The organism is Melioribacter sulfuriphilus (assembly GCF_052656625.1).
Window position 1 is genome coordinate 1 of record NZ_JBQXXK010000007.1, and the last position, 5053, is coordinate 5053.

At 32.2% G+C, this 5053-nt stretch carries 5 protein-coding genes; all 5 read right to left on the reverse strand.

All coding sequences use genetic code 11. The features are described 5' to 3' along the window. Positions 1-96: 96 nt before the first annotated feature. The 5 genes from ACUN8G_RS09945 to ACUN8G_RS09965 are packed head-to-tail and all read right to left on the reverse strand — an operon-like array spanning position 97 to position 4457. A complete protein-coding gene (locus ACUN8G_RS09945; protein ID WP_437347981.1) occupies positions 97-414 on the reverse strand; it encodes an HD domain-containing protein in 318 nt (105 codons plus the stop codon). Next, positions 411-1298, reverse strand: coding sequence for a type I CRISPR-associated protein Cas7 (locus ACUN8G_RS09950; protein ID WP_437347980.1), 888 nt, complete (start codon positions 1296-1298; stop codon positions 411-413). Before ACUN8G_RS09950 ends, ACUN8G_RS09945 begins: the two co-directional genes overlap by 4 nt. Positions 1299-1331: 33 nt before the next feature. Further along, positions 1332-3539, reverse strand: coding sequence for a hypothetical protein (locus ACUN8G_RS09955; protein WP_437347979.1), 2208 nt, complete (start codon positions 3537-3539; stop codon positions 1332-1334). Further along, complete coding sequence (gene cas5 / locus ACUN8G_RS09960; protein ID WP_437347978.1) at positions 3529-4158, reverse strand: CRISPR-associated protein Cas5; 630 nt, start codon at positions 4156-4158, stop codon at positions 3529-3531. The genes ACUN8G_RS09955 and cas5 overlap by 11 nt, the downstream gene beginning before the upstream one ends. Positions 4159-4178: 20 nt before the next feature. Further along, a complete protein-coding gene (locus ACUN8G_RS09965; RefSeq protein WP_437347977.1) occupies positions 4179-4457 on the reverse strand; it encodes an HD domain-containing protein in 279 nt (92 codons plus the stop codon). Positions 4458-5053: the final 596 nt, after the last annotated feature.

A 5053-nucleotide genomic window follows, 5' to 3' on the forward strand; every position in this document is an offset into this window, starting at 1 on the left:
TGCTTGGGTAAACAAATCGATATTATTAATCTTATTGCTGCGCATCTTTTCCTCTTTTTTGTTTATTCTCTTACAACGCTTTTCATTAAAAAGTTTTTAAATTCTGGATAATTTTTCAGAGGTTTCATTTAATAAATATAACGTTCCTGCATCAACATGGTTGATTGGAAGTCCTTTGTTACCCCCCTTCAATAGCACTTTTTGATTAATTTCATCTAATTTCCCGAGATCATGATATAATGCAGCCGCCCGTACCGCCTCCCTAAAAAAATTTATATCACCTTTGTAATAAGATGCTAAACCTTGAACGTTCTTTTCAGCGCGTCTCAGGACTTCTGAAATGTGTTGCCTATAAGTTTGAGGCGGAACCGGCAGATTATCAGCTTTACTATGTGCAAGCCAATCTTTTATCATATCTCTTTCATCAAATCTCTTACTGATTTTACTTTTTTCTTCAATTCTTCACGTATATCTTTTTCGGTTGGAATATAATAATCTTCTATGGATGTGGATGGCTTTTCAGAATCTTCCTTTTTAAGTCTATAAGGTGTTAAGTCCTTGATTAGTTCAAAGTCAGAACAAGAACCAAGCGGGGAATTATGTTCAATATACCAAGCGTGAATGATATTTACCTGTGAGCGAATATAAGATGAAGTATTTGTGTAAGCATATGGAATCACTTTCGTCAGAAGTTCAATATCCTGATAAGTGCACCCTGTTTTATAAGCAACAGAAGGATTTATAAAAAAAGGTAAACAATAAAGGCCATGTTGTACTATCCTGTAACTTAGAGGAGCCATTCCTCTATCTTTCCCTTCTTCTACCCCAGCTTTATTGGTTGTAGTATGTCTTTCAATTAGAATAGGAGAAATCGAAACGCCAAGACCAAATTGCACAACTCCTGTCTTAATACTTGTTGAAGAACCTTCTTCAAGAAAAGTATTACCAAAGACTCTTGCATCCCAATATTCCTTTTTAAACTTATCCTCGTCTTCTTTTATCATTCTGATTATTTCATTTCGATCTCTACCTCTACTTTCCAAAATAGAATAATGAAATTCTCCGTTATTCAGATTTAGATTCTTTGAGATATTTATCCATACTTCGCCTTTTTTGTCTTCTATTAAGTCTCGTAGTTTTCGTTTAAATGAAACTGGTGATATTTCGCCTCGCAGATCATTTCGCTGGCGAGGATCACTTTCTTTATCAGGATCGCCATTTGGATTTGAATTTATCACTTCAATTACCAAAAGTCCTGTAACCCTATTGAATGTGGGGTTGTTAGTTGTGTTTAACATATTTAGCTCCTTCATTTTTTTATTATTGATTTTTTAATTGTTCTCGGAAAGTTGATCTTCAAAAATTTCTGGATCATTTTTCTTTTCTGGTTTTGCCAAATATCCTAGAAGGATTTGAACCCTTTCAATGCTTGTCGTACATGTTGGAAGATTTTTTTTAGCCAGTAGATCTGAAATTTTTCCAATTTCTCCGACTGCCCATCTCGCTAACTTTACTTTTTCACCGGATTCCTTTCTTGTCCAATCTTTATATACATTGATTCTTCGAGAAAGGATATCAAAAGCCGATACTGGATTATCCAGGGCAATTGTAAGGTGTGCACTTCCTAATAATTGAGGCGGGATTGCTTTTCTCCATTCTTTTTCACTTTTTTCTGGATACCCACCTCTAACACATTTACACCATTCAAAATGAAGTGTGTCGACGAGTGATAAGAATCGTCCGATGTTGAAAAAAATATCATTCATATAGTACTCCTTTTTGATTCCAAGCTTGTATAAATAAATAGATAATATTGATACTGCTTTTAATGCTGTAAATTTTGCCTCACTTTCTAATGATTTGGATTTTGTTTCAGAATAAAAAATAGATATTCCACTTTTGTGATCAGCGTTACCTAAGCCTAGTAGTAATGATTGTGTTCTCTGTAAAGTGATAGTTAATAAATTGTTTGTTAATTGAGTTCGTTGGTTTCTTATATCAAAGAAAACATCATATACATCTCCCAATGAAATGCCATTAATTGAGTTAGTTCTTCTTCCAAATTTAGTCCATTGTTTTAGGGTTATTTGGACGAGATCTGCAGGGAAAGGACACCAAGGCGAAAGAAAGACAGCATTAGATTCTTTTTTATTGAGAAAATGAGAAATAGATTCAGATTTAATGTTTTGCTTAGTTATTATACTCTCTATTTCTTTTCGTGAAAAAGGCAAATAATAGTTAGGATGATTTTTAGCGGATATTCGCCACAATTCATCGGCTTGTATTAATTCAGAAATTGAGTAAATACGCTGAAAAGAAACTTGTGTCCGACCTGGATCTGCTTTTCGGAGAGCAAAGATTCTGATAAGATCATTAGCTCTGATAACATCTTTCCCTTTTAATGCATCAAAAACAGCTTTCGCAGTCGCTTCATAATTACTCTCACTAAATTGATTTTTACTAACTCCACCTAACAAATGAGCTTTGTTAACATTTATATCTGGTTTACTCACAATATATGCTATAAGCAAATCTTTCTTGTCATTTAATCCAGGAACTGGATACCAGGTTTTTCCTTTCCTTGAATTCTCTGTAATCCAATTCAATGAATCTTGAATAGCATTTGCTTCTTTTCTCCCGATTGGAATAATTTCTGTACTAGACTTTTTATAACGAGTTTGACAGGGAGTTTGATCATTAACCGAAAAGAGATAAGTATTACCAATAACTGGTAGTTTAGGATTAGGAAATTTATCATCCTCTAAAATTGTAACTTCTCCAGAGAGTGCACTTTGTCCCTTATTATGAATATTCTCTTGGTTTGCTGAATTATCTTGTATCTTAAATAAACACATACTGGCAAAATATTCAAATTTTGGACTTGCTACACGAATAGAAAAATTTTCCCAATCACTTACTTCGAGGATCAATGGCGTTTCAGCAACATATTCTTGCTTTTTATTATCCCATTTGTTTCCAATTAACATGTTTTCTAGCAAGGAATAGGGAATTTCAATATCTTTTCTCCTTAATTTTATTGATAAATCATTAATGAAATCATTTATGTTTGAATTTAAGAATCTGTTCATTAACTCGGGAAGTGCTTGATATTCTTTATCACTTGTTGTAAAAAAAGGTCTGATTTTTGCAACTCTATCTTTTAGTCTTTCCCACCAATTAATTTCAATTTCCGTAATATTTAGTTCTCGATTCTCTCTAATAATAATTTCCCTTTTCTTAATTTCATCTTTTTTTAGATTATCCAAATTTTTTCTGAGCATATCTTCTTTATTAACCTTCCAAATAGGTCTTTGTAACTTTAATACTGGGAAACTATTGTGGTTACCTTCTCTTGTTGTCCATAGTCTAGAGACTTCTTCCTTGTTTCGATATTCTATTCTTTCAACTCTACCTTCTTTATTTAATCCAATGATTAATCCTTCTCTTTTCCCAGGCTTTTTTATATCTGGATGTCTTTTTGTAAGTACGATTCCACATTGTTCTAAACTTTTAAATAAAGCATATCCTTCATTCAACATATTCAAGTACTCCTTTCTTAATCCAAACATTTTGTTTGTAAATTGGCTTATACTCACCATTTATTTCAAAAACAGAAAAAAGCATTGAAGGAATAATTTGTTCAATTGTTTCTTCAACTTTGGTTTCTTCTCTAAAAGGGCCAACATAGGTGGGAGTAAATTCCTTCCATCCAAGACAAGGAACATGATACCATCTTCCGTTCTTAAGTCTACTTTCAAATTTTTCTTTCAGAAGATGTAAATGATTAGTAGTGGTTACTTCATTAGGGTTTGGTTTTTTCAGCTCAACTACTTCTCCATATATTCTGTAGCAAACATCGACTAGTATTGTAGCGAAGAGTTGATATGAGCTATCTTTACTTAATTGATTGCTTTTTCGCAAAGGACCCCGATAGTTAGTTGTGTATTGGTGATATTGAATGGGAGCGCATATTTCAACCTTTGTTGGTTTTATGTATGCACTCTTAATTCGTGCAATCGATTCAAACATACCTTTTGCTGCAGAATATGTAGGTGCAGGATATGAGATTGGGGTAGCCCCTGTATCTGGTCTTGTAAACATAGCAGCAGGGCCCGCAATCTCAAATTTTACCTCATAAGATTTTTCTACTACAGCCATAATATAACCTTTCTATTGTTTTAAAATTTATTCAATGGACTCTGTCTACAATTCCATCTTTCAATTCTTGCTGCAATACGATAGATAGATTTAGAGAATAAATATTTTTGCCAATACGAATGGAACTTACCAAGGTCGTGAAAATAGCCGACTAATTCGCCCCAATCGGAATTATTAAATTCTGAAGCAAATATTCCTGATAGTTTACCCACATTCTTTAAATGTTCACTTAGTAAATGGGGTGCTCCCCAGATATTATCGTTGTTTTGTTTAACGTGAGCAATATAACTTTTATTCATATTCAGTTAGTTATAATTGATATATAATTGATAATTTTTAATTAAAAAATGATTACAATAAATATAAGTTTTGCAGTAGATAAAAAACAAATACTTTTAATGTGAACATCAGAAAAAATATATATAACAAATTATTAATCAATTTACAGATATTAAATAATATCAGTTAGCTATTATTTAGGAATAAACGAACATCAATTGTATCAAGAAACAGTAATTAGAGCAATTTTATACACATAACACGAATTATTTAAATTAGAGAATTGCTATAAAATCTAAGAAGAAGTAACTTATCCACATAATTAAGTTTAACAATAATTCTAATTCCTTAAAAGATCATTATTATGATCTTATTGAAAAATCATTTTAAAATTAAAAAAGCCTTGTAATTTATTATTTTACAAGGCTTTAAAGTAGTGAGCGCTGAAGGAATCGAACCTACGACCCTCCCGACTTTTAGTCGGGATGTTCTGAACCAGCTTCTTTCTCTTGTTTCAACTTTTCCAAATATTTTATGGCTTTCTCCACATTTTTCATCTTCTTTAATTTCCTCTCAAGACTTACAGCTTCAGAACGACTAATAACTTCATAACTTA